This window comes from Kocuria sabuli, assembly GCF_040981185.1.
GTDB lineage: Bacteria > Actinomycetota > Actinomycetes > Actinomycetales > Micrococcaceae > Kocuria > Kocuria sabuli.
On sequence record NZ_JAVHZE010000011.1, the window covers coordinates 49,081 to 74,036 of the forward strand.

Here is a 24,956-nt window from a genome sequence, read left to right on the forward strand (position 1 = left end):
GCCATCCTAGGGGAGCGGCCGGGACCGTCCCGCCGGGCGCCGGGGCGGCGACGGCGGGCGTGTGCGGGACCCGATCCCGGGCCCGCGTGTGAGCTTGCCGACAGCGGGCCGGGCTTCCCGGGACTGTTCACCCTCCGTTCACTTTCCCGGGGCACGCTGGTCAGGTGCGATTCCTAGCGTCTCCCTGTGTGGGGGCGCCGCATCGACTCGCGAACCTCACACCTCGCCGGGCGCGGATCCATCCCTGCCGCCCGAAGACCACGGCCCCTCGACGGGCCACGACCGTGATTTTGAAGGGGCAACAGTGAAGGCATCCCAGTTCGGCCGTTCCGCCGCCGTCCTCACCATCGGCGCTCTCGCGCTGACCGCGTGCGGGTCCGACAACGCCACGGGGGAGACCGCCTCCGGGGAGACCGCCGGGGGTGGGGCCGGTGTCTCGGGCACGCTGACCGGCATCGGGGCGTCCTCGCAGCAGGCGGCCATGACGGCCTGGCAGAACGGCTTCCAGGGAGCCAACCCCGAGGCGCAGGTGCAGTACTCCCCGGACGGCTCCGGGGCCGGGCGCGAGGCCTTCACCGCCGGCGGCGCGGACTTCGCCGGCACCGACGCCTACCTCGACGAGGAGGAGTACGAGGCCTCCAAGGAGGTCTGCGGCCCCGACGGCGGCTTCCACATCCCGGCCTACATCTCCCCGATCGCGGTGGCCTTCAACCTGCCCGGCCTCGACACCGTGAACATGGACGGCGAGACCATCGCCCAGGTCTTCACCGGCGAGATCACCACCTGGAACGACCCGGCCATCGCCGAGCAGAACCCGGACGCCGAGCTGCCCGACACCCCGATCACCGTGGTGCACCGCAACGACGAGTCCGGCACCACCGAGAACTTCCAGGAGTACCTGGCCGCGGCCGCCCCCGAGGTGTGGACCGCGGAGGTCTCCGGCAACTGGCCCTCCCAGTGGGCCTCGGAGAACAACAAGGGCACCGCCGGGGTGGTCTCCTCGACCAGCTCCACCGAGGGCGCGATCACCTACGCCGACGCCTCCGCGATCGGTGACCTCGGCACCGTGGCCGTGGGCGTGGGCGAGGAGTACGTCGAGTACTCCTCCGAGGCCGCCTCCAAGGCCGTCGAGACCTCGACCCCGGTCGAGGGCCGCGCCGAGTACGACATGGCGATGGACCTCGAGCGCGACACCACCGAGTCCGGCTCCTACCCGATCGTGCTCGTGTCCTACCACCTGTACTGCAGCCAGTACGACTCCCAGGAGACCGCCGACCTGGCCAAGGCCTTCGGCGAGTACGTGATCAGCGAGGAGGGCCAGCAGGCCGCGGCGGACTCGGCCGGTTCCGCGCCGATGTCCGAGAACCTGCGCACCTCCGCGCAGGAGGCTCTGAGCAACATCACGGCGGCGGGCTGATCCCGTCCACTTGATCCCGTTCGGTGCGGGACCGGCTCAGGCCCGGCCCCGCACCGAACGGGACATTTGTGTGTGAGGCGCCTCGAGCGTGAGCTGCCTCACCGGACCCACGCGGCGGGACACGGTCCGGTCCCGGCGCAATCCGTGTCAGGCAATCGAAGGGGCACCCGACATGTCCACCACCGTCACCACCAAGGAACCGGCCTCCGGCCTCCGCAGAGCCGCAGCGGGCGGCCAGGCGGGCGACTCCGTCTTCTCCGGTCTGAGCCTCGGCGCCGGCGTACTGATCCTCGCGGTGCTGGCCGCCGTCGCGGTGTTCCTGTCCCTGCAGGCCCTGCCCACGTTCCGGGCGCCCGCGGAGGAGATCTCCGGCGGCGCCGGCTTCTTCTCGTACATCTGGCCCCTGGTCATCGGCACGATCGTCGCGGCGCTCATCGCCCTGGTCATCGCGACCCCCCTGGGCATCCTCGTGGCGCTGTACATCTCCCACTACGCGCCGGCCCGCATCGCGAAGCCGGTGGGCTACATCATCGACCTCCTGGCGGCCATTCCCTCGGTCGTCTACGGCGCCTGGGGCACCACGGTCCTGGCGTCCTCCCTCGTGCCGTTCTACACGTGGGCCGCCGAGCACCTCGGCTTCATCCCGATCTTCTCCGGGCCGGCCTCCCAGACCGGCAAGACCATGTTCACGGCCGGGATCGTGCTGGCCATCATGGTCCTGCCGATCATCACGGCGATGTCCCGGGAGATCTTCATCCAGACGCCGAAGCTCCACGAGGAGGCGGCCCTGGCCCTCGGCGCCACCCGGTGGGAGATGATCCGGATGACGGTGCTCCCCTTCGCCCGTCCCGGGATCATCTCCTCGGTGATGCTGGCCCTCGGGCGAGCGCTGGGCGAGACCATGGCCGTGGCGCTGGTGCTCTCCAGCGGACCGCTGATGGCCTCGCTCATCCAGTCCGGCAACCAGACCATCGCGGCGGAGATCGCTCTGAACTTCCCGGAGGCCTACGGGCTGCGGCTGTCCGAGCTGATCGCCGCGGGCCTGATCCTGTTCCTGATCACCCTGGTCGTGAACATGATCGCCCGCGCCATCATCGCCCGCTACAAGGAATTCTCGGGAGCAAACTGATGTTCAACACCGCCTCCAGCGCCCCGGTCGCGACGCCCTCCTCCGGCGCGCGCAAGGCCCGTCTGACGAGCAACCAGCGCCCCAAGTGGCTGGTGCCCGCCGTCGGCGTCGCGTCGATCGTCGCCGGCGCCGCGCTCTCCGCGCTCGTCGGCTTCAACGTGGCCCTCTGGGCCGTGTTCGCGGCCGTGCTGTTCCTCGTGGCCGCGACGCTCGCCGTGAGCCTGGTCGAAGGGCCCCGGAACGCTGCCGACTCGCTGGTGACCTACCTCGTCTACACGGCCTTCGCGCTCGCGGTCGTGCCCCTGATCTCGGTGATCTGGACCGTCCTGGCCAACGGCCTCCCGGGCCTCAACGCCAACCTCCTGCTCACCTCGATGAACGGCGTCACCGGCGCGACGGACAACGCCGCGGCCTCGGGGGAGGCCCCGGTGCTCGGCGGGGCCTACCACGCGATCGTCGGCACCGTGTCCATCACGTTCTGGGCCACCCTCATGTCCGTGCCGATCGGCCTGCTCACGGCGATCTACCTGGTGGAGTACTCGAAGGGCGCCTGGCTCGGGCGCTCCATCACGTTCTTCGTGGACGTCATGACGGGAATCCCCTCGATCGTGGCCGGTCTGTTCGCGGCGGCGCTGTTCGGCCTGCTGTTCGGCCCGTCCACCCGCTTCGGCTTCGTCGCCGCGGTCGCCCTGACCGTGCTGATGATCCCGACCGTGGTGAAGAACACCGAGGAGATGCTCAAGATCGTCCCCAACGAGCTGCGCGAGGCCTCCTACGCCCTCGGCGTGCGCAAGTGGCGGACCATCACCAAGGTGGTCATCCCCACCGCGATCTCGGGCATCGCCTCCGGCGTGACGCTGGCGATCGCGCGCGTGATCGGCGAGACGGCGCCCCTGCTCGTGACCGCGGGCTTCGCGACCTCCATCAACTGGAACTCGTTCTCCGGCTGGATGACCACGCTGCCGACCTACATCTACTACCAGATCCTCACGCCCACGTCCCCCACGAACCCGGACCCGTCCCTGCAGCGGGCGTGGGCGGCGGCACTGATCCTCATCGTCATCGTGATGCTGCTCAACCTGATCGCCCGCCTCGTCGCACGCGCCTTCGCGCCCAAGACCGCCGGCCGCTGATCAGCCCGTACGCACCGCCCTCGAGAAAGTAGCAAGGAACCCACCATGTCCAAGCGAATCGACGTCGACAACCTGAACGTCTACTACGGCGACTTCCTGGCCGTGGAGGACGTGCGGATGGGGATCGACGCCCGGTCGGTGACCGCGTTCATCGGCCCGTCCGGTTGCGGCAAGTCGACCTTCCTCCGCACCCTCAACCGCATGCACGAGGTCATCCCCGGCGCCCGCGCCGAGGGCCAGGTCCTCCTGGACGGGGAGGACCTCTACGGCCCGGGTGTGGACCCGGTCGTGGTGCGCTCGATGATCGGCATGGTCTTCCAGCGCCCGAACCCGTTCCCCACCATGTCCATCCGCGACAACGTGCTCGCGGGCGTGAAGCTCAACAGCAAGCGGATCTCCCGGGGCGACGCGGACGCCCTGGTGGAGAGCTCCCTGCAGGGGGCCAACCTGTGGAACGAGGTCAAGGACCGCCTGGACAAGCCGGGGTCGGGCCTCTCCGGCGGCCAGCAGCAGCGCCTGTGCATCGCCCGGGCGATCGCGGTGAAGCCGGACGTCATCCTGATGGACGAGCCGGCGTCCGCGCTGGACCCGATCTCCACCCTCGCGATCGAGGACCTGATCAACGAGCTCAAGCAGGACTACACCGTGGTGATCGTGACCCACAACATGCAGCAGGCCTCCCGGATCTCGGACCGGACGGCCTTCTTCAACATCCAGGGCACGGGCAAGCCGGGCAAGCTCATCGAGTACGGTCCCACCTCGGAGATCTTCAGCAACCCGAAGCAGCAGCAGACCGAGGACTACGTCTCCGGCCGCTTCGGCTGAGCCGCCGCGCCACGACGACGGGCGCCGTTCCCCCGCACCGGGGGACGGCGCCCGTCGTCGTCGGGGGCCCGCAGGCGGGGAGCCTGGGCTGCGGCGCGGCGGCGGAGGCGCTACAGGAGGGGTGAGAGCGCCAGCAGGAGGGTGCCGGAGACGGTCCCGCACACCGGGACCGTCACGAGCCACACGAGGAGCACCCGCCGCACCACACGGGGGTTGATCGTGTGGAAGCGCTGCTGCCGCCCCGCCCCGAGGATCGCGGCCGCGGCCGTCTGCGACGTGGACATCGGCACCGGGATCAGCGTCCCGCCCAGGAACAGCAGCCCGCCGGCCACGCCCTGGGCCACGGCGCCGCGGAAGGGGTCGATCGTGATCATCCGGGAGGACAGCGTGTAGGCGATCCGCCACGCCCCGAACAGGGTCCCCGTGGCCAGCCCGGCCGCGACCAGCACCACGATCCACGGCTCGCGGCCCGGCGGCGCGACGGGCAGGCCGGCGCACAGCAGCAGCGTGGTGAACACCCAGACGGCCCGCCGCCCGTGGGTGATGCCGTGGCCGAAGGAGATGGCCGCGGCGCCGGTGGCCTGGGCCACCTGGGCGTGGAAGGTCGTGGTGCCGGGCTCGGAGTGGCGCAGGAGGTGCAGGAGGGGCACCACCAGCGCCCAGGCGATCCCGTAGGCCAGCAGGGGCGCGACCAGGAGGGGGACGGCCAGGTGGGACAGCACCGTCGTGCTCAGGGGGCTCTGCTCGACCAGGCCCACCGCGTGGGCGCCGAGCATCGCCCCGAGCAGACCGCCCAGCAGGGCGGTCGTGGACGACGACGGCATGCCCAGCCACCACGTGAGGACGTTCCAGGCGATCGTGCTCAGCAGCGCGCACACCAGCGCGGCCGAGCCCACGTGGTTCAGCGGCACGGGCGTCGCCGGGATGAGCCAGTCGGTCAGCAGCCAGCCGGCGGTCAGCACGCCCGCCGCGTTGACCAGGGCGCTCAGCACCAGACCCACCTTCGGGGTCAGGGCCCGGGAGCGCACGGGCAGGGCGAGGGCGTTGGGGGCGTCGTGGAACCCGTTGACCACCGTGTGGGCGGCGGCGAGGAGCAGGCCCAGGACCGTGAGCAGCACCAGCACCGCGGCTCAGGACTCCGCCACGACGATGCGGCCCACCTCGGTGGACACGCGCACCAGCGCCCTGGCGGCCTGCGCGAAACGGTGGGCGGTCTGCTGGCGGCGCAGGGCCGGCACCGCCTTGTGGTGCTCCAGCACGTGCACCATGTGCAGCTGGTGGATCCGCTCCGCCTGCTTGCCGAGCCGCAGCATCTCGTACCAGTAGTCGTCGAGGCCCTGCAGGTTGCCGAGGTCGCGCATGGCCCGGGTGGTCAGCTCCGACATCCGCACGATGACCCCGAGCTGGTCGGTGGCGTACGCGGGCGGCCGGCCGAGGCCGTGGGCGACGTGCGCCTCCGCGACGGCCAGGAGCTCCTCCGCGGCCTTGTTGAGCCAGTGCCCCAGGACGTAGACGTCCTGCCGGGGGATCGGGATCACGAACGTGGAGCGCACCGTGGTCATGACGGAGAAGTAGAGGTCGGTCGACCGGGCCTCGCACTCGCGGATCGCGTCGAGGGTCGCGGTGTCCACCTGGGGGGAGCCGATCAGCTCGGAGAGGAGCCGGACGGACTCCGTCACCTGTCCCGACATGTCGGCGAGCAGGTCCAGGACCAGCTCGTCCTCCGGGAAGATGCGAAGCGCCATCTGTTGACCATCCTGGGCGTCGGGACCAGCGCCGCGGAGCACGGCGGGCTTCACTGTACACCGGGCGGTTGAACGGTCCGCGGCCGCGCTGGGCCACGACGCGGGGAAGGGAAAGGGGCGGTGCCGGACCGGGAGCGCCTCTCGGCGGAAGGCCGCTCGTGGCGGCTATGAGATGGAGCCCGGGGCTGCCGCGGCCCGGCACCTGCGTTCCATGGTAGTCGACCTGTCCCGCAGGCCAAGTCCGCCGGATGTGGGCTCCGGCACGGCCCGGCGTGCGCCGGAGCTCAGTCCAGGTGCCCCCGGCGCCAGGCGCCCGCAGCGGCCTCGAGCTCCTCCGCGGTGCGCTCGAGGCGCTGGGTGAGGGCCACGGTGCTCGAGCCCCGGGCCGTGCGCGCGTCCACGACCGGCAGCTGCCCCGTGTCGGCCAGCCGGATCCGGCCCAGGGCGATCACGCGGCAGAAGGCCGCGAACCGGTCGAGGGCGACGTCGAACTCGCCGTTGAACGCCCCGGACAGGATGGTGTCCGCCATCGTGGTGATCTCGTCGGCCCCGGGGGGCTCCGCGACCCCGGCGACCACGTGGGAGACCTGCGCGGTGTTCCGGCCCGCCGCGAAGTAGCGGCCCATCCGCACCGGGTCCTGGCGGACCCCGGCCCGCAGCGCGTAGAGCCGCCACAGCGCCCCGGGGAGTGAGACCGCGGGGGCCTCCGCCCACATCTCGGCGATGCCCTCCAGGCCCTGCTCGTCCGTGAGCTCGATGAGCCGCCGGCTGATCTCCGGGTCGTCGCTGGCCCGGCCGCGCGAGACGAGGGCGTGGGCGGCGAGGTGCGCCGCCTCGGAGACGCGCGCCGGGTCCGGGCCGCCCTCGTGGGCGTCGAACTTCTCGGGGGAGAACCTCACCGGCTTGTGGTGGCGGGGGACGTCGGTCATGCGTCCAGGGTACGGCCGTGCTCCCCGGCGGGCCACGCGCTGCTCACCAGTCGCTGGCCGAGGCGTGCACCGCCGCGTCCCGCCACTGCTGGTCGGCCCGCTCGAAGCCGTCCCGGGCCAGCGCCTTCCACAGCCGCAGGCCCAGCGCCGGGTCCTCCTGCTCGATCCCGGTCAGCGTCTGCGGGGACAGCACCCGGGCGGTGACGTCGGTGACGGCGCTGAGGGTCACGTGCTGCTTGTCGCCGGTGCCCAGGGCGAGCTCGCCGAAGCTCATTCCCGGGCCCAGCACCTGGAGCTCCACGCGCTCCCCGGTCGGCGTGCGCAGGGACATCGACACGTCCCCGCTGACGATCAGGTGGATGCCGGCGAAGTTCTGGCCGGCCCGCAGGATGTTCTCCCCGGCCGCCCACGTGCGCTCCACGGTGTGCGCCCGCAGCGCGCGGGCGTCGTCGGGCCCCAGCCGGGAGAACAGCTCCGACTCCACGGGCTTCACCCGGGACGGGGTGCACTCCGGTCCGCCGTGCTCCTCGAGCAGCGCGTCCTCGACCCACTTGATGGCCGCGGCCCGGCTCGGGAAGACCTCGAGCGGCGGGTCGGCGTCGACGGCCCGGGCGAAGTCGGGGTCGCTGGCGACCACGACCACCGTCCGCCCCGCAGCGTGCAGCTCCTCCCGCGTGCGGGCCAGCATCGGGATCGCGTAGTCGGCGATGACGTCCACCCGGCGCAGGTCCACCACCACGTAGGAGGCCTCGTAGGCGATGTCGCGGACCGTGCGGATCGCGGTCTCCGTGCCCGTGAACAGCAGGTCCCCCTGGAGCTCGACGACGACGGCGTCCGTCCCGTGCTCGGCCAGCACGGCCTCGGCCTCGGCGTTGCGCCGGACCAGGGACGGGGACTGGTCGACCGGGTAGCTGGCCCGCACCGTGGAGCGGGCCACCCGGGCGGTGTGCGTGAAGTGCAGGTCCAGGTCCTGGGAGAGCCGCTCGCACGCGAGCACCCCGCGCACGCTGTTGCCGTGCCGGTCCAGGGCGGGGGAGAAGGTGGCCACCGCGAGCTCGCCGGGCAGGACGGCCACGATGCCGCCGCCCACCCCGGACTTGGCGGGCAGGCCCACCCGCACCATCCACTCGCCGGCGTCGTCGTACATCCCGCAGGAGCTCATGACGGACAGGACCCGGGAGACGGTCCCGGCGTCGAAGACCTCGTCCCCGGTGAGCGGGTTGGTCCCCGCGTTGGCCAGGGTCGCGCCCATCAGGGCGAGGTCGCGGCAGGTGACCAGCACGGAGCACTGGGCGAAGTAGTCCTCGAGGGCCTGCGCCGGGTCTCCCTCGATGATCCCGGCGGAGGCCAGGAGGTAGCCGAGGGCGCGGTTGCGGTCCCCGGCGTCGTGCTCCTGGGCGAGGACCTCGGGACTGATCGCCAGGTCCCGGCCCGCGCAGCGCGAGTAGGCCTCGCGGATCCGGTCCCGGCGCAGGTCGCGGTCGCTGTCCGGGACCAGCCACGTGGAGGCGACCGCCCCGGCGTTGATCATCGGGTTGGCGGGGCGCCCGGTCCCGGGCTGCAGAGAGATCTCGTTGTAGGCGTCCCCGCTGGGCTCCACGTCGATCTTCGCGTGCACGGCCTCCGCTCCGAGGTCGGACAGGGCGAGGGCGTAGGTGAAGGCCTTGGAGATCGACTGGAGGCTGAACTCGTCCTGCGTGCTGCCCGCCTCGTAGACGTGGCCGTCCGCGGTGGCGATGACGATGCCGAAGGGCTCCGGGTCCGCCTGCTCCAGGGCCGGGATGGAGGAGCTCGGTGCGCCGCCGCGCTCGTCCCGCAGCTGCTCCACCACCTGCTCGAGGTACACGGTGACGGCCGAGGGGCCGAAGACCCCTGTCTCGGCGCGCTCTTCTTCCTCGGTGCTCGGGTGCGGCACGGATGGTCCTCCGGTCGGGTCGGGGTCGGTGTCATGGTGCTGGTGCCCACTCTAGGCGGGCCGTCCCGGGTGCTCGTGGCCCCTGCCCCCGTGGGTGGTCCCCGGGTGCACCGGGGACCGTGCGGTAGAGTGGTGCCCGCTCCGGACCGGCCGGGCCCTGTGCCTGCCGACGGGGCGGGGGCCTCTAGCTCAGTTGGTAGAGCAGTGGACTTTTAATCCATGGGTCGTGGGTTCGAGCCCCACGGGGCCTACAGCACAGGAAGGCCCCCACTTCCCGGCGACCGCAGGGGAGTGGGGGCCTTCCTCATGCCCGGCCGCCCGTCCCTGCCCGTGGAGCGGCGTCGTCCGGCGCGGACTTCCTCCGTTCCCCGGCGTCGCGGGCCTCCTCCGGACTCCCCGGTAATCCATGCATCCGCACGGAGTGCGGCCGACTCGATTACTGGCTGGTAGCTTTAGGGTCGGCACTGGCTCACGCGGGTGCCGCGGCCCGGTCGTCCGTTCCCCGGCGGACCCGGTCCGCACCATGCGCCCCGGGCGCAGCGAAGCGCCTCCGCCCTCTCCCGGGCGGGGGCGTTCTCGTTCTGCGCGGGTCCCGGGGGTGCGGTGCCGGGGCGAGCTCCGTCGTCGCGCGCGGCGTCGTCCCGAGACCAGGGGGGCGCGCCTACTCCAGGAGGCCGAGCGCCTCGCCGATGCGGTCGCGCAGCGCCCTGGCCTGCTCCACGGTCCAGGCCTCGTGGCCGATGTGCAGGACCACGCCGTCCGGGTGGGCGTAGGTCCCGTCCGGGGTCGTGATGACTTCCCACGTCTCGAGCAGGGCCACGGGCGACGGGCCGGCGAGGGACCGGGCCGGCAGCTCCCGCGAGTTGGTGACCGTTTCGGGGTCGGTCATCTCCTGACGGGTGGCCCAGCGGGGACGGGGGACGAGAGCGGTGTTCTCGTGCATGGGGGGTGCCTTCCACGGAAGAGGGGGTATTCCCATGGTCTTGCATGTTCGGGCCGAAGTCTGCGACCGGGCCGTGTGTGTTGCTCCGCGAGCCCAGGAGTAGACGTCTGTCCGCGCCTGCTGCACTTTCGTCGTGTCCGCGCGTCCGCACCGTGCGCCGACCCCGACTCCGACCCGGTTCCCGCTCTCGGGCACCGTGCCGGGCGGAGCGGGGAGGCCCGCCGGCGTCCGGCTCGGCCCGGGGCGGGCCGGACGCCGGCTACCCTGCCTCGAGCTGCTCGGAGGGGGTGGGCACCGACTCGGGCCCCGGCTGGTCCGGGGCCGGCGCCTCGGACCCGATCTGCGGATCGCTGGGCAGGCCTTCGGGTGTCGGTGTGGTGGTGACGGGCGGTGGCGGGCTGAAGGTGCTCGTGGGCGAGACGGCGGGGGACGTCGCGGGGGCGTTCGTCACGTCCTCCCGGGGGTCGTCGCAGCCGGTCAGCGCGAGGGCGAGCAGTGCCGCGGCGGGGATGGTCCGGCGCATTCGGAAAGTCCTCTCGGTCGGTGACCACTCCACGGTATCCGGGCCGGGGGCGATCCGCAGGGGCCCGGCCCCGATCTCCCGAGCCGCGGGACGGGACGGGAGCGCCGGTGATGTGCGAGGATCCCTGCACCGGGACACCGAACAGCAGGAGCCACCATGTCCGACAGGCGCAGCGAGCGGACCGCCCTCCTCCTCCTCTCGGCGACCGCGGTCCTCCTGATCGGGGGCCAGCTGCTCACCTGGTCCTCGGAGGACGGGGCGTTCAGCGTCCTGGTCCTCCTGCTCCTGCTGATCTGGGCCGGGGTGATCGGGGTCCGCGTGCTCCGCTTCCTCCGGCGGGACGACGGGCCGGAGGAACGGCGCCCCGACGGTCCCGCGTAGCGGACGGAGGCACCGGCGGGCGGGTCCGCGTCCGGGTGCCCGGGCCGTCTCCTAGGGTGGGTCCCATGGAGAAGCTGTCCGGCTCGTGGACCCGGGTGTTCAACAAGTTCTGGTTCGTCCCCGCCGTGTGCGTGGTGGCCGCCGTGGTACTGGCCCAGTCCGTGGTGGCCGTGGACCGGTGGCTGCCCGAGAACCTGGACTCGCCCTGGATCTCGTGGCTCTACGCGGTGGGCATCGACGGGTCCCGGGGGATGCTCTCGGCCATCGGCGGGTCGATGCTCGCGGTGGCCGCGACCGCCTTCTCCATCACCATCTCGGTGGTCGCCACGGCCAGTTCCACGTACGGCCCGCGGCTGGTGCGCAACTTCATGGCGGACCGCGGCAACCAGGTGGTGCTGGGCGTGCTCGTCTCCACCTTCATCTACAGCCTGCTGGTGCTGCGCACGATCCGCTCCGCCTCGGACGACCTGGCGCAGCCGTTCGTCCCGCACCTGGCGGTCAACCTGGCCGTCGTGCTGGCCGTGGCCGACGTGGCACTGGTCGTGTACTTCATCCACCACATCGCCGACTCCGTCCAGGTGGACACCCTCGTGCACGGGGTGCGGCGCCGTCTGCTGGCCGTGATCGAACGGTGGCACCCGGAGGAGAGTCCCGAGGAGCTGGTGCGGACCGCCGGCGGCCGGCGCGGCGGCGGGCAGGTCAGCGCGGGCGCCGTCGGCTACGTCATCACCGTGAACTTCGGGCGCCTGGGCTCGTTCGCCGCGGAGCAGGACGTCTTCGTGGAGCTGGTTCCGCGGGTGGGCGACCACGTCCTGCCGGAGGAGCCCCTGTTCCGCGTCTGGCCCGAGCACCGGGCGGAGGAGCTGGCGGACCGGCTGCGGCGCACCGTGGCGCTGGGCGACTCCCGCTCCGCGGACCAGGACGTGCGCTTCGCGGAGCAGCAGGTCGTGGAGCTGGCGGTGCGGGCGCTGTCGCCGAGCACGAACGACCCCTACACCGCGGTCAACGCCATCGAGGAGGTCGCGGCGGGGATCGTCGCGGCCGTCTCCCGCCCGCTGCCCGGCGACACGGTGCAGGTGGACGGGGTGCGCCGCCTCCGGTACGGCGTGGTGGGACTCGACGAGATCGTGGACATGCCCTTCGACCAGATCCGCCCCCACGCCACCGGGCACGTCAGCGTCCTGTTCGCACTCGTCGACCTCGCCGCCCGGATCGGGTCCGCCACCGTGCACCCCGCCGTGGAGCGGCAGGTCCGCGAGCACGTCGACGTGCTGCTCGAGCAGTTCCGGGACAGCGCGCCGAACCCCCGCGACCTCGCCCGGGCGGAGCGCCACGTCGCGGCCCGGCTGGGCGGCTGAGCCGGCTACCTGCGGCGCAGCCGGGGCACGCGGCGCAGCAGCAGGGCCACGACGACGGAGGTCCCGGCCAGCAGGACGGCGCCGATCCCGGCGGACAGGTGCACCCCGGCCTCGAAGGCGGCCACCGCCGAGGCCAGCAGCTCGTCGGCCGCCGCCGGGTCCAGGGCCGCCGCGACGTCGACCGCCCCGCCCAGGGTCTCGGACGCGGTGGCGGCCTGCTCCGCGTCCAGGCCCGGCGGCGGCGTCACCCGGTGGACGTAGCTGGCCGTGACCGCCGTGCCCAGCACGGCCACGCCCAGTCCCGCGCCCAGCTCGTAGGCGGTCTCGGAGATCGCCGAGGCCGCGCCGGCCTGCTCCGGGGCGACCTCGGTGAGGATCAGGTCGCCCGCGATCGTCTGGGCCGCCCCCGAGCCCAGGCCGATGACGACGAGGGCGACGACGAGGACCGCTCCGCCGGAGAGGTCCCCGACCAGCACCAGCAGGAAGCCGGAGGCCATCACGAGCAGCCCGCCCCCGAGCACGAGCGCCGGGGGCACGAAGCCCACCACGTGCACCACCAGCAGCCCCGAGACGATCGTGACCGCGGCCCCCGGCAGCAGGGCCAGGCCCGCCTGCAGGGGCGGCATGCCCTCCACGAGCTGGAGGTACTGGGAGACGAAGAAGAGGAAGCCGATGAAGGTGGTCGAGGCCACCAGGTTGTTGACCAGCCCGCCCGTGAACGGCGCGTGCCGGAACAGCCTCAGGTCCAGCATCGGCACCGGCTGCCGCAGCTGGCGGCGCACGAACAGGGTCCCGGCGGCGGCGGCCAGCAGGACCGCCCCCGCCACGACGGGGGTGGGCCCGTGCGAGCCGAGGTCCTTGATCCCGTAGACGAGCGCGACCATCGCCGTCATGATCAGCGCCGCGCTGGGCACGTCCACCGGTCCCGGCGCCGGGTTGCGGGACTCCGGCACCAGCACCGGGGCCAGGACCAGCAGGGGCAGCAGCACCGGCACCGCGATGAGGAACACGGAGCCCCACCAGAAGTGCTGCAGCAGGAACCCGCCCACGACGGGTCCCAGGGCCCCGCCCGCGGAGAAGCCCGTGGCCCAGACCGCGATGGCGGTGCGCCGCTGCGTGGGGTCGTGGAAGAGGTTGCGCAGCAGGGACAGCGTGGCGGGCATGAGCATGGACCCGAAGAGCCCCAGCAGCGCCCGGGCCGCCACGAGCACGGCCCCGGTGGGCGCGAACGCGGCCAGCGCGGACACGGCCGCGAACCCGGTGCTGCCCACCAGCAGCAGCCGGCGCCGCCCCACCCGGTCACCGAGGGACCCCATCGGCACGAGCAGGCCGGCCAGCACCAGCGGATAGGCGTCCACCGTCCACAGCAGCTGCGTGCCGGTGGGACGCAGCTCCCGGGAGATCTCCGGCAGCGCGAAGTTCAGCACCGTGTTGTCCACGGAGATCAGCAGCACCGGCAGCATCAGGACCACGAGGGCCGCCCACTCGCGGGCGCCGGCGCGCACGGCGGCTTCGGGGGCTCGGGAGGGCATGGCGGGGCGGGATCTCCTCACAGGACGGCAGGTGCGGGCTCCATCCTCGCAGAGGGCGCCCGGGAGGCCCGCCGCTAGACTGCTCGGGAAGGTCGGCCGGACGAGCCCGCCCGGCCCGCAGCGTCAGAAAGAGGTCCCCGATGGTCGAGCCGGTTCCCACGAGTGCGATGTCCGACGCCGCCCCCGGTGTCTCCGCGCAGTACGAGGCGGTCCGGGACCGTGTCCTGGAGCTGCGCGAGGACTACGACCGGGCCCGTGAGGAGTTCCGCTGGCCGCGGATGGAGCACTTCAACTACGCCCTGGACTGGTTCGACCACGTGGCCCGCGACCCCGGGCGGGGGGCCCGCGACGCGCTGTGGATCGTGGGCGCCGACGGCACGGAGCTCCGGCGCACCTTCGCGCAGCTGGCCGAGTCGTCCTCCCGCACCGCCACCTGGCTGCGCGGCCTCGGGGTCCGGCGCGGCGACCGGATCCTGCTGATGCTGGGCAACCAGCTCGAGCTGTGGGAGACCCAGCTCGCGGGCATGAAGCTGGGGGCTCCGCTGATCCCGACCGCCGTCATGATGCCGCCCGCCGACCTGCTGGACCGGGTGCGGCGGGGCCGGGTCTCCTGGGTCGTCACGGACGCCGCCAACGCCCCCAAGTTCGCCGAGGTGGACGGGGACTACGGGCTCGTCGTGGTGGGCGGCGCCGAGGAGGTCGCGGCGGTCCGCGAGCAGCTGCCCGGACGGTCCGTGCACTCCTACGCCGACTCCGCCGACGCGGACGCCCTGTTCGTCCCGGACGGGGTCACCCGCTCCCGGGACCCCCTGCTCCTGTACTTCACCTCGGGGACCACGTCCCAGGCCAAGCTCGTGGAGCACACCCACTACTCGTACTCCTTCGGCCACCTCTCCACCGTCTACTGGATGGGCCTGCGTCCGGGGGACGTCCACCTGAACATCGCCTCCCCGGGGTGGGGCAAGCACTCGTGGTCGAACTTCTTCGCACCGTGGATCGCGGAGGCCACCGTGTTCATCCACAACCAGGAGCGCTTCGACGCGGTGGGCCTGATGGAGCAGATGGGCCGGGCCGGGGTCACCAGCTTCTGCGCCCCGCCCACCGTGTGGCGGATGCTCATCCAGGCCGACCTGCACCGCGTCCAGGACCCGCCCACGTCCGCCGTCTCCGCCGGCGAGCCGCTCAACCCCGAGGTGATCCGCCGGGTCCAGGACGCGTGGGGCGTGACCATCCGGGACGGCTACGGGCAGACCGAGACCACGCTGCAGATCGCCAACACCCCCGGCCAGCCGGTCGTCCCGGGCGCCATGGGCAAGCCGCTGCCGGGCTTCGTCGTCGAGCTCTTCGACCCCCAGACGGGCGCGCCCGCCGAGGAGGGCGAGATCTGCCTCAAGGTGGACGACGACCCGCCCGGGATCATGGCCGGCTACATCGACGAGCCCGAGCGCACCGCCGAGGTGGTCCAGGACGGCTGGTACCACACCCGGGACATCGCCCGCCGGGACGAGCACGGCGTCTACACCTACGTGGGGCGCACGGACGACGTCTTCAAGGCCTCCGACTACCGGATCTCCCCGTTCGAGCTCGAGTCGGTGCTGATCGAGCACCCCGCGGTCGCCGAGGCGGCCGTGGTCCCGGCCCCCGACCCCGTCCGGCACGCCGTGCCGAAGGCCTACCTGGTGCTCGCCGCCGGGACCGAGCCCACCCGGGAGCTCGCGGGCGAGATCCTGCGCTTCGCCCGGGAGAACCTCGCTCCCTACAAGCGGGTGCGCAAGGTCGAGTTCACCGACCTGCCGAAGACGATCTCCGGCAAGATCCGCCGCGTGGTGCTGCGCGAGCGCGAGCAGGCGGCGGACCGCACCGGGGCGGCCGCGGCGCCCCCCGCCGACGGGCTCGGTGTCGAGTACACCGAGGCCGACTTCCCGGGCCTGCGCGGCTGACCGGCGCCCGCGCCGGGAGCCGGGTGCGCAACGTGGCGTCATCCGGGGCCCGGCGCGTGCGCCCAACGGGGGACATCCCGCGCGCGAGCTGTCCCCACTTCGTGCCACGCTTGCCGGGGCAAATAAATGCCGAGGACCTCCCGATGCCGCCACAACGCCGGTGTGGCCAGCGCAAATAAATGAATAAACGTCGATGTCCACCCTTTTGAATATGACTTCGGCGGCCGTGACAGGTCCTGGAAACCCTGCCACCATGGAGGCAATTGGTTCACCCGATGGGGCGGAACCAACTGGTCCGCCGGGGGGCGGACCGACAGCGGTTCATCGGGGGATGGGCTGCGTGCACGCAGGCATCGGGGGGTGCCGGTGCGACCGGTTCATCGGGGGGTGAACCGAATGGGAGCACCGCTGGGGGGCGGTACTCCCGACAGGCGAGTCTCTGCTCGCCACCGGCCGTCAGGCCGGTCGATGCGCCCGTTGCGGGGGCCGTCCGTTCCGACGGACGGGGCAACGGGCGCATCGCTCTGTCCGGGCCCGGCAGGCGCCGCACCGGCGGTGCCGCACCGCACCGCCGGCCTCCGCGGCGGAACGGCGTCGGTGGACCCTGGAAGACTGGGGCCATGACGACCTCCCCGGCCTCCGAGACCGCCCACGACACCGTGCAGGACCCCGCCCTGCACGAGGACGCGCTCGGGCTGCTGCGCGCGCTCACCGACCGCGCGGACGCCGGCTTCCACCCCGGCCAGTTCGAGGCGATCGAGGCCCTCGTGGGGCACGGCCGGCGGGCCCTCGTGGTGCAGCGCACCGGGTGGGGCAAGTCCGCGGTCTACTTCCTCTCCGCCCTGCTGCTGCGCGCGCGGGGCCGGGGCCCCACCCTGATCGTCTCCCCGCTGCTGGCCCTGATGCGGGACCAGGTCGCCGCCGCGGCCCGTGCGGGGGTGCGCGCGGCCGCGATCAACTCCGCCAACGCCACGGAGTGGGGGCAGATCGCCGCCCAGCTGCAGGCCGACGAGCTCGACGTCCTGCTGGTCTCCCCGGAGCGGCTGAACAACCCCGTGTTCCGGGAGCAGCAGCTGCCGCAGCTGGTGGCCCGGCTCGGACTGCTCGTGGTGGACGAGGCGCACTGCATCTCCGACTGGGGCCACGACTTCCGCCCCGACTACCGGCGCATCCGCGACCTGATCGCGCGGCTGCCCGAGCAGGTCCCCGTCCTGGCCACCACCGCCACCGCGAACGAGCGGGTGGTCGCCGACGTCGAGGAGCAGCTGGGCGTGCGCCCGGGCGGCACGAGCACGGGGGAGGTCTTCACCCTCCGGGGCCCGCTCTCCCGGGCGTCCCTGCGGCTGGGCGTCCTGGAGCTGCCCTCGGCCACGGCGCGGCTCGCCTGGCTGCTCGAGCACGTGGAGTCCCTCCCGGGCAGCGGGATCATCTACGCGCTCACGGTCGGGGCCGCCGAGGACACCGCCCAGGCGCTCTCCGACGCCGGCCTGCCGGTGCGGGCCTACACCGGGCGCACGGACCAGGGCGAGCGCGAGGAGCTCGAGACCGCGCTCAAGGAGAACCGGGTCAAGGCCCTGGTGGCCACCTCCGCGCTCGGCATGGGGTTCGACAAGCCCGACCTCGGGTTCGTGGTCCACCTGGGCGCGCCGTCCTCGCCCGTGGCCTACTACCAGCAGGTGGGCCGTGCCGGCCGCGCCACCGACAACGCCGACGTCCTGCTCCTGCCCGGGACGGAGGACCGGCAGATCTGGGAGTACTTCGCCACCGCGTCGATGCCCACGGAGCAGAAGGCCACCGCCGTCCTCGGCGAGCTGGAGGCCGCCGGGGGGTCCCTGTCCGTGGCCGTCCTGGAGTCCCGCGTGGACGTCCGGCGCAGCCCCCTCGAGCTGCTGCTGAAGGTCCTCGCCGTCGAGGGCGCCGTGGAGCGCGTCCAGGGCGGGTGGCAGGCCACGGGCGCGCCGTGGCGCTACGACGCCGAGCGCTACCGGCGGATCGCCGCCGCCCGGGTCGACGAGCAGAACGCCATGCTCGGCTACGAGCGGACCACCGGGTGCCGCATGGAGTTTCTCGCCCGGCAGCTGGACGACCCCACGGCCGCCCCGTGCGGGCGCTGCGACACCTGCGCCGGTCCGTGGTACCCCACGACCGTCGACGAGACCGCCACCGACTCCGCCGGGGCCGCCCTGACCCGCGTGGGCGTCGTCGTGGAACCCCGCGCCCAGTGGCCCACCGGGATGCCGCGGCTCGGGGTGGACGTCAAGGGCCGCATCCCGGAGGAGGAGCGGTACGCCGAGGGCCGCGCGCTCGCCCGGCTCACCGACCTCGGCTGGGGCAACCGGCTGCGCGAGGTGTTCCGCACCGACGAGGAGGGGGCGCCCGTCGACGGCCCGGTGGACCAGGCGCTCGGCCGGGCCTGCGTCCAGGTCCTCGCCGAGTGGCGCTGGGCGCACCGCCCGGCGGCGGTCGTCTCGATCCCGTCCCGTTCCCGCCCGCAGCTCGTGCGCTCGCTGGCGGAGGGCATGGCGGGGGTCGGCCACCTGCCCTATCTCGGGGAGCTCGACGTCCCCGAGGGTTTCCCCTCCGGCGGGCACGGCGGCAACAGCGCCTACCGGCTGGCAGCCGTGTGGGAGAAGTTCGGGGTGGGCCCGCAGCTCGCGGAGGGACTGGAACGGCTCGGCGGGCAGCCCGTGCTGCTCGTCGACGACCTCGTGGACAGCCGCTGGACGCTGGCCGTGGCCGCCCGCGCCCTGCGGCAGGCCGGCTCCGGGCCCGTGCTGCCGTTCGTGCTGGCCTCCCAGGCCTGACCTGCGGCGTCGCACGGGGGACCGGCCCGGTTCCGCTTGTGTACGCTGTCCTGCGTGCCTTCTGCTCCCACACCGCTCGTCGACGTCATCATCCCGGTGCACACCACCGCGCGACCCGTCGACCGCACCGTCCGCTCGGTGGTGGCCGGCGGGCTCCCGATCAGCGACTCGGGCGGGGTGCACATCACGGTGGTCTGCCACAACGTCGGCGCTGACCTGATCCGTGACCGTCTCGCCCCGGAGCACCGCCCGCTCGTGGAGCTCGTGGAGTGCTCCGACGGCACCGGCAACCCGGCCGGTCCCCGCAATCTGGCCCTGGAGCGCTCGTCCGCCCGGTACGTCTCTTTCGTGGACAGCGACGACACCCTCGCTCCCGGGGCCCTGGCGGCCTGGACGGCGGTCGCAGAACGCCAGGGCTCGGCGGCGGTGCTGCCTCGCCTGGTCCGCAGCGCGGGCGGGGTGCTCCGCACCCCCGTGCCGCGCCCGTTCCGCCGCGCGGATCTCGACCCGGTCAAGGACCGGCTGGCCTACCGCACCACCAGCCTGGGGCTGATCCGCCGGGAGGTGCTGACCGGCCGCGGGCTGCGCTTCCAGGGCCAGTACGCGACCGGGGAGGACCAGGGACTCACCGCTCGTGCCTGGTTCGGAGGCGGCCGCATCGACCTGGCGCCCCGGCGGGCGCACTACATCGTGCACGACGACGCCGCGGCGCGGATCAGCCGCGGACAGCGGCCTCTCGCCGATGACCTCGCGGCGTTCACCGACCTGCTCGGCGGATCCTGGTACGGCGGACTGGCCGCGGAGCAGCGCGCGGCGATCGCCGCCAAGGTCCTGCGGGTCCAGCTGTTCTCGGGCGTCCACGCCCGCGCCCCGCAGTGGTCCCCGGCGGACGCGCAGGCGTGCCGCGAGCTCACCGACCTCGTGGCCGCCGTCGCGGCCCCGGCCCTCGACGTGCTCTCCCGGGCCGACCGGGACCTGCTGGAGCTGATCGTGCGGCCGGGCGCCACCGCGGCCGAGGTCGTCGCGGCGTCCGCCCGGCGCCGGCGTTTCGGCCGGCCGGCCACGCTGCTGACCCGGGACCTGCGCACGGTCCTGCACCGGGACGCGCCGCCGAGGTTCATGGCGGCCTCCCTCGTGGTGTGACAATGAGGTCCTGACCATCGTCTGACCCCCCTCCTGACGAGAGAAATCCATGAGCCGTCTCCTGCCAGCCGCCCTTTCCCCCGGGGCCGCGCCCACCACCGGGCCCCGGCCGGGCGAGTCCCCGGCCGTCCACCGCTTCCGCCCCGAGGTCCAGGGGCTGCGCACCGTCGCCGTCCTGCTGGTCGCCGTCTACCACGTGTGGATCGGCGGGGTCTCGGGCGGGGTGGACGTGTTCCTGTTCATCTCGGCGTTCCTCATGACCCTCTCCTTCGTCCGGAGGCTCGAGGCGGGCCGGGGTCCCGAGCTGGGCTCCTACTGGGCCAGGACCTTCTCGCGGCTGCTGCCCCCCGTCGTCGTCACCGTCCTGGGCACCCTCGTGGCGGTGCGGCTGCTGTTCCCCTCCGACCGGTGGTACGCCGCGATCGAGGAGGCGGCGGCGACGGTGCTGTACTCCCAGAACTGGGTGCTCGCGTTCAACGCGGTGGACTACTACGCCGCGGACTCCTCCCGGGCCAGCCCCTTCCAGCACTTCTGGTCCCTGTCCGTGCAGGGCCAGGTGTTCCTCCTCTGGCCGCTGCTGCTGGCCCTGTGCGGCCTGCTGGCACGGCGCACCGGGTGGTCCGTCGGCGCGGTCGCGACCGGGGTCTTCGGCGCCGTCTTCGCCCTCTCGTTCGCCTTCTCGGTGGTCTCCACCCGGGAGACCCAGGCGTTCGCCTACTTCGACACCCGGGCCCGGCTGTGGGAGTTCGCCCTCGGCTCGCTGCTGGCGCTGGCCGTGCTGCGGGGCTTCACCCTGCCCGGCGCCGTGCGCCTCGTCCTCGGCTGGACGGGCCTGGTGGCCATCGCCGTGTGCGGTCTGGTGCTGGACGTCCAGGGGTCCTTCCCCGGCTGGGCGGCGCTGTGGCCGCTGGCCGGGGCCGCCCTGGTGATCCTCGCCGGGCACACCGGCGATCCCCGCGGGGCCGACGCCCTGCTCAGCCGGCGTCCCCTGCTGGTCCTCGGCGAGGCGTCGTACGCCGTCTACCTCGTGCACTGGCCCGTGCTCGTGACCTACCTGGTGGTCACGGACCGGGAGAAGGCCACGCTGCTGCACGGCCTGGCCATCCTCGTCGGCAGCATCGTCCTGGGCGTGCTGGTGCAGCGGCTCGTCGAGCGCCCGCTGCGCCCCGCGGCGGGGACCGTCGCGCGCCAGCTCGGGCTGATCGTGCTGTGCGTGGCCCTCGTGCTGGTGCCCGCGGCGGGCGCCCGGACCGTCCTGGACCGGCACGCCCAGCAGGCCGCGGAGCGGGCGGCGGTGGAGAACCCGGGCGCCGCCGTCCTCGCCGAGGGCTTCGACCGGGAGCAGGACCCGCAGGTCCCCACGATCCCGAACCCGCTGGTCCGGGAGGGCCAGTGGTCCGCCCTGCCGGAGGACTGCGACGCGGCGACGGAGGACTGGTTCGGCGACTACGTGGTGGCCTGCACGGCCCTGCCGGTGGACCCGGACGCGGAGGTCGACGCGATGGTGATCGGCAACTCGCACGCCGAGCAGTGGCTGCCGGCGTTCCAGCGAGTGGCCGAGGACCGCGGCTGGAACCTGCTCTCCGCTGTCAAGGGCGCCTGCCGCTACCAGCCGGTGGAGACCACCGACAACACCGAGTGCCAGGAGCTGATCCGGCTCACGGACCGGTACATCGAGGAGCAGGGCATCGACGTCGTGTTCACCACCTCCACCGTGACCTCGACCGACGGGCCCGACGAGCGCATCGCCCCGGGCTTCGACCAGGTCCTCGAGGACCTCGGCTCGCGGGGCATCACGGTGGTCGGCATCCGGGACACCCCGCGCTTCCCCTTCAACATGGTCACCTGCATCGACCAGGAGGGCCCCGACGCCGAGCGCTGCAACCCGCCGCGGGACCAGAAGCTCGCCCCGCGGAACCCGGCGGACGCGCTGGAGGCGGAGCACGAGAACTTCGTCAACATCGACATGAGCGACTGGGTCTGCCCCGGCGGCACGTGCCCGTCCCGGATCGGCAACCGCTGGGTCTACATGGACGACAACCACATGCCCCGCGACTACGTGCTCACGATGGCGCCCGCCTACGCGGAGCAGTTCGAGCAGCAGGTCGAGGGCCGGGTGCCGCAGCTCCCCGGCGGCTGAGCCGCGGGCCGGCGGCTCAGCGCCGGAACCTGCCCCCGACGGCGCGCACCATGGGCCGCAGGTCCCGGGCGCTGAGCCCGGCCCAGACCGCCAGGAACACGGCGGTCACCCCGAGCGCGGGCAGCACGCGGAACTCCGGGCCGAGCACCTGGAGCCCGCCCAGGACCATCGCGTAGCCGACGGCGATGCGCAGCACGACCCCGCCCCACCGCATCCGGTCCAGCCGCCAGACCACCAGCAGCGGCAGGAGCGCGCTGAGCAGCGAGCCCACGAGGTAGCCGAGGGCCGAGGCCATGATCCCGAGCTCCGGGCCCAGCAGGAGCATCGTGCCCACCCCCGCGGCCAGGCCGAGGCCGTTGGCCGCGGCGAGGGCTTTGATGCCCCAGGCCTCGGTGCCGTTGAGCCGGGCGTTCGCGGCGTTGAAGCTCGTGGCCGAGACCGCGAAGAACAGCACCACCAGCAGCGGCTCGGCGTCCTGGAACTCCTCCCCGAAGATCAGCAGCACGGGCTCGGCCCACAGGATGCCCACCCCGAAGACCGGCAGGAACACGGTGACCATGGTGCGCAGGATGGCGTCCACCTGCCGGGTCAGCCCGGCGGTGTCCCCGGCGGAAAACATCCGCGCCACGCTGGGGGACAGGGCCGTGAGCATGGCCCCGGAGAGCATGCTGGCGGGGGTCGCGAGGGACACGGCGGCGGCGTAGAGACCGACCTCGGGCTTCGAGGCGAAGTGGTCGCCGATGACGAGGGACAGCTGCATCAGCCCGCTGGCCGCCATGATGTGGGCGGAGCCCCAGGCCGTGAAGCGCAGGATCTCCCGGCGCTGGGCCGGGTCGAGGCGGGCGCGGCTGCGCCGGGGCCACGCGGGCAGCGCGTAGACCGCGTAGCCGGTGATCAGCGGCAGCAGCAGGACCCAGTGCCAGCCGGCCAGGAGCACCAGCAGCAGCAGGGTGAGGGTGAGGAAGGAGCTGATGGTGTCCCACGCCGTCGTGGTGACGAACTGGTTGTTGCCCGTGCGCACGCCGCGCACGAAGTTGTAGGCGGACAGGGAGAGCAGGAGCAGTCCCGACGAGACCGCGTACCCCCACGAGAGCCCCATCACGAAGGCGGCGTAGAGCACCGCCGAGACCGAGAGCACCGCCATGCCCGCCGACGCGCTGGTCGCCGTGAACGACGCCGTGGCGGCCTGCGCGTCCCGGTCCTGGCGACCCCGAGCCATCGCGATGAACTTCGAGGCCGCAGTGCCCGAGGCCTGCGGCCACAGCAGCACGAGGAACAGGGCGAGGGAGATCGTGAGGTTCACCTCGGCCAGGACCTCCTGGCCGAGCAGGCGCCCCACCAGGACGCTGTAGCCGAAGCGGGACAGGCCCTGCACGAACACGGCCACCACGGTCAGCGCGAATGCCGACCCGAGGGGGTTGTCGACGTTCGCGTGGTTGGGGGCCGGGAAGAGGATCGAGCGCAACTGGGACATCATGCGGCCGACCCGGGGGCTGGGCTGGTCATCGCGCCCGAGTCTACTCGGGGCCGGTCCACCCGCCCGGCGCTCCGGGGCGGGCCCGGGCGCGTCGCTAGGCTGGGTCCATGACCTCCCGCGCCGCCGCACCCAACTGCCCCGTGCCCGTCGACGTCCCCGCCCGCCCGGGGACCGGGCGGGGCTGAGCGCCGTGCGCGTCCTGGTCGTCACCACCTGGTACCCCTCCGCCCAACGACCGGGGGAGACACCGTTCGTGCCCCGGCACGTCCGTGCGATCGCCCGCCACCACGACGTCCGCGTGCTGCACGTGCGGCTGCTGCGCACCGGGGCGGCCGTCCAGGAGCGGTGGGACGGCGTGCCCGTGCTCCGGCTCCCGTTCCACCCCCTGCACCCGGCCACGGTGCTGCGCGCCTACGCCGGGATCCGCCGTCACCTCGCGGGCGCGGACGTCCTGCACACGATGCCCTTCTCGGCCGCGCTCGTCTGCCTGCCCTTCGCCCGGCGCCGCCCGTGGGTGCACACCGAGCACTGGAACGGCGTGCTCACGCCCGAGCAGAACGGGCCGCTGTGGCGGCGCCTGGCGTGGAGCCGCCGGATCCTGCGGGCGCCCGACCGCGTCACCGGGGTCAGCTCCATGATGTGCGAGGTGCTGCGCCGCTTCGCCCCGGCGTCGAGGGTCGAGCGGATCGGCAACGTGGTGGACCACGCCGAGCACGTCACGGCCCCTCCGCGCGGGAGCACGCTCGAGCTCGTGGCCGTCGGCGCCCTGCGCGCCCTCAAGGACCCGCTCCTGGCCGTCGACACGGTCGCCTGGCTCCGGGACGCCGGCCACGACGTCCGTCTCACCTGGTGCGGGGCCGGGGCCCTCGAGGCGGACGTCCGGGACCGGGTGCGCGAGCTCGGCCTCGAGGGCAGGGTGCTGCTCGCGGGCACCGTGGGGGCCGAGGAGGTCCAGCAGCGCCTGGCCGCCTCCGACGTCTTCCTGCTGCCCAGCCGCTCCGAGACCTTCTGCGTGGCGGCGGCCGAGGCGCTCGCGGCCGGCCGGCCCGTGGTCATGGGCGCCGTGGGCGGGCAGCGGGACTTCGTGCACCCGCGCAACGGGCGGCTCGTGGCCGAGCGCACCCCGGAGGCCTTCGGCCGGGCCGTGCTCGACGTCGTCGCGGCCCCGGACCTGCTCGGCCCGGAGGAGATGGCGCACGAGGTCCGCTCCGTCTACGGCGCCCAGCGGGTCGCCGCGGACCTCGACCGGCTCTACCGGTCGGTGGCCCCGCGGCCGGCCGCGCACGACCGGCTTTGACCCCGCGCCCGGTCCTCGCTTAAGCTGGCCTGTGTTGTCCACCCGGCGCGGTGGGCGACGGATGGAGACGTGCCAGAGCGGCCGAATGGACTTCACTGCTAATGAAGGGTCGGGGTTAAACTCGACCGGGGGTTCAAATCCCCCCGTCTCCGCACGCACGGCGTCCCAGGACGCCGGGAACACCCCGGACCGGTCGGTCCGGGGTGTTCCGCGTTCCGGGGCCCGCGGAGCGCCCACCCCGGTGCCGCCCGTCATCTGCGGGCGAGCCCGTGACCGCCCGCGGAGCGCTTCCTAGACTGGTGGACAGCGTCGCCGACGGTCCGAC

19 protein-coding genes and 2 tRNA genes are annotated in these 24,956 nt (G+C 73.3%); 13 read left to right on the top strand and 8 right to left on the bottom strand.

The window, feature by feature from the left end; all coding sequences use genetic code 11:
• Positions 1–304: 304 nt before the first annotated feature.
• The 4 genes from pstS to pstB all read left to right on the top strand — a co-directional run bounded on the left by pstS (position 305) and on the right by pstB (position 4,504).
• Entirely contained in the window at positions 305–1,417 is a 1,113-nt protein-coding gene (gene pstS / locus RE027_RS11790) for a phosphate ABC transporter substrate-binding protein PstS (RefSeq protein WP_368808463.1), read from the top strand.
• A gap of 172 nt (positions 1,418–1,589) precedes the next feature.
• Positions 1,590–2,546 (top strand): phosphate ABC transporter permease subunit PstC, encoded by a 957-nt coding sequence (gene pstC, locus RE027_RS11795; RefSeq protein WP_368808464.1) that lies wholly within the window; start codon positions 1,590–1,592, stop codon positions 2,544–2,546.
• Positions 2,546–3,679 (top strand): phosphate ABC transporter permease PstA, encoded by a 1,134-nt coding sequence (gene pstA / locus RE027_RS11800; RefSeq protein ID WP_368808465.1) that lies wholly within the window; start codon positions 2,546–2,548, stop codon positions 3,677–3,679. The genes pstC and pstA overlap by 1 nt, the downstream gene beginning before the upstream one ends.
• 45 nt (positions 3,680–3,724) lie before the next feature.
• A complete protein-coding gene (gene pstB / locus RE027_RS11805) occupies positions 3,725–4,504 on the top strand; it encodes a phosphate ABC transporter ATP-binding protein PstB (protein WP_368808466.1) in 780 nt (259 codons plus the stop codon).
• A gap of 110 nt (positions 4,505–4,614) precedes the next feature.
• On the opposite strand, the gene RE027_RS11810 is transcribed toward pstB, so the two are convergent.
• The 4 genes from RE027_RS11810 to glsA form a co-directional block, all read right to left on the bottom strand.
• Positions 4,615–5,628, bottom strand: a complete 1,014-nt coding sequence (locus RE027_RS11810; protein WP_368808467.1) for an inorganic phosphate transporter — start codon at positions 5,626–5,628, stop codon at positions 4,615–4,617.
• 6 nt (positions 5,629–5,634) lie between these two features.
• Positions 5,635–6,249 carry a DUF47 domain-containing protein gene (locus RE027_RS11815; protein ID WP_368808468.1) on the bottom strand — a complete coding sequence of 205 codons (615 nt, stop codon included), beginning with the start codon at positions 6,247–6,249 and terminating at the stop codon, positions 5,635–5,637.
• A gap of 284 nt (positions 6,250–6,533) precedes the next feature.
• Positions 6,534–7,178 (bottom strand): hypothetical protein, encoded by a 645-nt coding sequence (locus RE027_RS11820; protein ID WP_368808469.1) that lies wholly within the window; start codon positions 7,176–7,178, stop codon positions 6,534–6,536.
• A 43-nt stretch (positions 7,179–7,221) separates the two neighbouring features.
• Entirely contained in the window at positions 7,222–9,093 is a 1,872-nt protein-coding gene (glsA, locus tag RE027_RS11825; protein ID WP_368808470.1) for a glutaminase A, read from the bottom strand.
• A gap of 178 nt (positions 9,094–9,271) precedes the next feature.
• Here glsA and RE027_RS11830 point away from each other — a divergent pair.
• Positions 9,272–9,344: transfer RNA gene (locus tag RE027_RS11830), tRNA-Lys, on the top strand.
• Between the two features lie 410 nt (positions 9,345–9,754).
• Here the strand turns inward: RE027_RS11830 and RE027_RS11835 are convergent.
• Complete coding sequence (locus RE027_RS11835) at positions 9,755–10,036, bottom strand: hypothetical protein (protein ID WP_368808471.1); 282 nt, start codon at positions 10,034–10,036, stop codon at positions 9,755–9,757.
• A 259-nt stretch (positions 10,037–10,295) separates the two neighbouring features.
• Entirely contained in the window at positions 10,296–10,559 is a 264-nt protein-coding gene (locus tag RE027_RS11840) for a hypothetical protein (RefSeq protein WP_368808472.1), read from the bottom strand.
• Positions 10,560–10,715: 156 nt separating this feature from the next.
• On the opposite strand from RE027_RS11840, the gene RE027_RS11845 reads away from it, so the two are divergent.
• Positions 10,716–10,940 (top strand): hypothetical protein, encoded by a 225-nt coding sequence (locus RE027_RS11845; RefSeq protein ID WP_368808473.1) that lies wholly within the window; start codon positions 10,716–10,718, stop codon positions 10,938–10,940.
• A 65-nt stretch (positions 10,941–11,005) separates the two neighbouring features.
• Positions 11,006–12,298 (top strand): DUF2254 domain-containing protein, encoded by a 1,293-nt coding sequence (locus RE027_RS11850; protein ID WP_368808474.1) that lies wholly within the window; start codon positions 11,006–11,008, stop codon positions 12,296–12,298.
• 5 nt (positions 12,299–12,303) lie between these two features.
• Here the strand turns inward: RE027_RS11850 and RE027_RS11855 are convergent, their stop codons facing one another.
• Positions 12,304–13,830, bottom strand: a complete 1,527-nt coding sequence (locus tag RE027_RS11855) for an MFS transporter (RefSeq protein WP_368808475.1) — start codon at positions 13,828–13,830, stop codon at positions 12,304–12,306.
• Positions 13,831–13,970: 140 nt separating this feature from the next.
• Here RE027_RS11855 and RE027_RS11860 point away from each other — a divergent pair, with 140 nt between their 5' ends.
• The 4 genes from RE027_RS11860 (at position 13,971) to RE027_RS11875 (ending at position 21,857) form a co-directional block, all read left to right on the top strand.
• Entirely contained in the window at positions 13,971–15,770 is a 1,800-nt protein-coding gene (locus RE027_RS11860) for an AMP-binding protein (RefSeq protein WP_368808476.1), read from the top strand.
• A gap of 620 nt (positions 15,771–16,390) precedes the next feature.
• Positions 16,391–18,574, top strand: a complete 2,184-nt coding sequence (locus tag RE027_RS11865; RefSeq protein ID WP_368808477.1) for a RecQ family ATP-dependent DNA helicase — start codon at positions 16,391–16,393, stop codon at positions 18,572–18,574.
• Positions 18,575–18,628: 54 nt separating this feature from the next.
• On the top strand, positions 18,629–19,717 hold the full coding sequence (locus RE027_RS11870) for a glycosyltransferase (protein WP_368808478.1): 1,089 nt from the start codon (positions 18,629–18,631) through the stop codon (positions 19,715–19,717).
• A 49-nt stretch (positions 19,718–19,766) separates the two neighbouring features.
• Entirely contained in the window at positions 19,767–21,857 is a 2,091-nt protein-coding gene (locus tag RE027_RS11875; protein WP_368808479.1) for an acyltransferase family protein, read from the top strand.
• Positions 21,858–21,873: 16 nt separating this feature from the next.
• Here the strand turns inward: RE027_RS11875 and RE027_RS11880 are convergent, their stop codons facing one another.
• Positions 21,874–23,334, bottom strand: coding sequence for a lipopolysaccharide biosynthesis protein (locus RE027_RS11880; RefSeq protein WP_368808480.1), 1,461 nt, complete (start codon positions 23,332–23,334; stop codon positions 21,874–21,876).
• 190 nt (positions 23,335–23,524) lie between these two features.
• On the opposite strand from RE027_RS11880, the gene RE027_RS11885 reads away from it, so the two are divergent.
• On the top strand, positions 23,525–24,631 hold the full coding sequence (locus RE027_RS11885) for a glycosyltransferase (RefSeq protein WP_368808481.1): 1,107 nt from the start codon (positions 23,525–23,527) through the stop codon (positions 24,629–24,631).
• A gap of 63 nt (positions 24,632–24,694) precedes the next feature.
• Positions 24,695–24,783 (top strand) — tRNA-Ser (locus RE027_RS11890).
• Positions 24,784–24,956 lie beyond the last annotated feature (173 nt).